Source organism: Mesorhizobium sp. M7A.F.Ca.AU.002.02.1.1 (genome assembly GCF_003998535.1).
Taxonomy (GTDB): domain Bacteria; phylum Pseudomonadota; class Alphaproteobacteria; order Rhizobiales; family Rhizobiaceae; genus Mesorhizobium; species Mesorhizobium ciceri.
In genome coordinates this window covers 1-3,016 of sequence record NZ_RZPB01000727.1, presented here as the reverse complement: position 1 = coordinate 3,016, position 3,016 = coordinate 1, and the positions used below count along the sequence as shown (strand labels likewise).

The 3,016-nt window shown below is 65.3% G+C and carries 3 protein-coding genes; all 3 read right to left on the bottom strand.

The window, feature by feature from the left end; genetic code table 11:
* Positions 1 to 49: 49 nt before the first annotated feature.
* The 3 genes from EN879_RS30215 to tauA all read right to left on the bottom strand — a co-directional run bounded on the left by EN879_RS30215 (position 50) and on the right by tauA (position 2,739).
* Positions 50 to 778, bottom strand: coding sequence for an ABC transporter permease subunit (locus EN879_RS30215; protein WP_245493885.1), 729 nt, complete (start codon positions 776 to 778; stop codon positions 50 to 52).
* On the bottom strand, positions 775 to 1,566 hold the full coding sequence (locus EN879_RS30210) for a taurine ABC transporter ATP-binding protein (RefSeq protein WP_013528707.1): 792 nt from the start codon (positions 1,564 to 1,566) through the stop codon (positions 775 to 777). Before EN879_RS30210 ends, EN879_RS30215 begins: the two co-directional genes overlap by 4 nt.
* A gap of 159 nt (positions 1,567 to 1,725) precedes the next feature.
* Positions 1,726 to 2,739, bottom strand: coding sequence for a taurine ABC transporter substrate-binding protein (tauA, locus tag EN879_RS30205; RefSeq protein WP_024502228.1), 1,014 nt, complete (start codon positions 2,737 to 2,739; stop codon positions 1,726 to 1,728).
* Positions 2,740 to 3,016 lie beyond the last annotated feature (277 nt).

Here is a 3,016-nt window from a genome sequence, read left to right as displayed (position 1 = left end):
CCAATATGCCCATCACCACCACGTCGGTGACGAGGAACTGGGCGGCCGATTAGATCATGAAACCAAGCCCGCGCGTCGCCGCCACCAGTTCGGCGGCGACCAGCGTCGACCAGCCGGCGCCGAGCGCGATGCGCAGGCCGGTCAGGATCGACGGCAGCGCGCTGGGCAGGATGACATGGCGGACCACTTGGCGCTGAGTAGCGCCCAGTGAGCGCGCCGCATTGATGCGTTCCTGCGAAACGCCGCGAACGCCGGACGCGGTCGACAATGCCACCGGCGCCAGCATGGAAATAGTGATCACCAGGATCTTCGACGGTTCGCCGATGCCGAACCAGATGATGACCAGCGGCAGGTAGGCGAGCGGCGGGATCGGCCGCAGGAACTCCAGCAGCGGATCGAAGATGCCGCGCCCGATCGTGCTGATGCCGATGGCGAGCCCAACCGGCACGCCGACGAGGATGGCGGCGACCAGCGCGGCGAAAACCCGGCCCAGGCTGGCGACGGCATGCTGCAGCAGCGTCGCATCGACGAAGCCGTCGCGGGCGACGGTGATGAACTTGTTCCACACCGCAACCGGCGAGGGCAGGAACACTGGCGACACCAGTTGCAGGCGGGCCGACAGCGCCCACAGCGCCAGCACCACCAGGATGGTCACCACGCTGACCGCGCGCGCGGAAACGCCTTTGCGTTTCGGGCTGGACCGCGACCACGGCACCGACAGGCCGTCGGCCTCGTCGACCTTGTGTCCCGGCCGCTCGGTGTAGGAGGTAACGGTCATGCCGCCTCTCCTTCGAAGATCGCGTCGGTTAGTTCGCCGCGCGCCGCGGCGAAGGCCGGGTCGGCCTTGATGGTGCGGATGGCCTCGCCCGATGCGTAGCGCCTGGAGAAGCCCGGTTCGAAAGTTTGCACCACGCGGCCCGGGCCAGGCGCCAGCACGACGATGCGGGTGGCCAGCACCAGCGCCTCCTCGATGCCATGCGTCACCATCAGCACGCCGACATCGCTTGCCGTCCACAGATCGAGCAGCGTCGTCTGCATGCGCTCGCGCGTCAGCGCATCGAGCGCGCCGAGCGGTTCGTCGAGCAGCAGGAATTCGGGTTCGGCGGCGAGCGCCCGGGCCAGGCCGACACGCTGGCGCATACCGCCGGAAAGCTCCCAGATGCACTTGTCGCCGGCGTCGGCGAGCTTCACCAGCGCCAGCAGCTCATCGGCGCGCCGCGCCCGCTCGGCCGGAGCGACACCGCGCAGCCTGAGCGCGAAGGCAACGTTTTCGCGCGCCGTCAGCCATGGGAACAAAGCATCGTTCTGGAACACCACCGCCCGGTCCGAGCCAGGTGCTGTGATCGGCTTGCCGTTGATTGAAGCCGTACCGCGCGCCGGCGCGACAAGGCCGGCGGCGACGTTGAGCAGCGAGGTCTTGCCGCAGCCGGAACGGCCGACCAGCACGACGAAATCGCCCTTGGCGACATCGATCGACACCCGCTCGACCGCAGGCGCTGCCTGGCCGTCATAGTGGATCGAGACCTTGTCCAGTACGAGATGCGGGTCGAGCACGAGATGCGGCATGGATGCCTCGCGGTTCGTTGAAATCCGACTGCCCCGGCCCTCGTCAGCGGTTCCGGGGCAGTCAGCACGCGGCGTTAGGGAAAAAGATCCGCGCGCGTTCAGAGCAATTCCAGGAAAAGCGTGAAGCGGTTTTCCGTCCGGAATTGCGTTAAGCGAGTACTAGTTCGAGGCGAGCGCCTCGGTGACGTATTTCGACGATACGTATTTCGAATAGTCGGGAAGCACGGCGTCGATCTTGCCTTGCTCCTTGAGGAAGGTGGATGTCGCTTCGACCGCCTTGACCGTGCCGCCGCCGAGGAATTTGTCGGAGGCCTGCTCTTCCAGCGTCGGGAAGACATAGCCCTTGAGCAGCTGCGGCACTTCTTCCAGCTTGGCGCCGGTGAGTTTGGCGATCGCGGCCGCCTGCGGCGACGATACCGACCAGGCTTCGGGCTTGGCGAGGAACTCGGCATATGCCGCGCCCGTCACCTTGACGAAGTCGCGCACCGCTTCCGGGTTCTTTTCGGCGAAGTCGGTGCGCACGATCCAGGCGTCGAAGGTCGGCGCGCCCCAGGCGGCGACCTGCGAGGAATCCACCACCACCTTGCCCGTCGTCTTGATCTGGCCGAGCGCCGGATCCCAGACATAAGCGGCGTCGATGTCGCCGCGCGAGAAGGCGGCGGCGATTTCCGGAGGCCGGAGATTGAGGATCTCGACCGACTTCGGATCGACGCCCTCATGCTTCAGTGCTGCGAGCAGGCTGTAATGCGTCGTCGAGACGAACGGCACGGCGACCTTCTTGCCGGCGAGATCGGCGATTTTCTCGATGCCGGCGCCGTTGCGTGCCACCAGCGCCTCGGATTCGCCGATCAGGCCGACGATGAAGATGGTCTGGATCGGCAACTCGCGGCTCGCCGCCGCCGCCAGCGGACTCGAGCCGACATAGCCGATATCGACCGAACCGGAAGCGACCGCGGCGATGACATCGGCGCCGGAATCGAATTTGCGCCAATCAATGGTGGCCTTCGTCGCCTTTTCATAGGCGCCGTCGGCCTGCGGCACTTTCGAGGGTTCGACCACCGTCTGGTAGCCGATGGTGATCTTGAGGTCGTTGGCAAGGGCCGGGCCGAGGAAGGCCGCACCGGCAAGTGCCGCCGACGAGAGCAGAAGAATGCGTCGCGAAATGGTGGACATGAAGGGCTCCTGAAAAGAGAAAAACCGGAATGCTTCATAATAGTCAGCTAATTCTATGGTTCTTGTAGAGTTAAATCCTTCCAACCAAGGCGGGCTTGTTAGAAAAAAGCTGTCGATGGTGAGGTGGTGAGGCGGATAGGGTGGTTGCGGTGGGGCAGAGTGTCGCCACAGGGCAGGCCTTTCGACGCCGGCGGGCCAGCGCCCCCCTCTGTTCCACCGACCTTTAACCTCCTGAACTGCGGTGATGGCTCCGCCTACGCCCACCGCGAACTAGAAT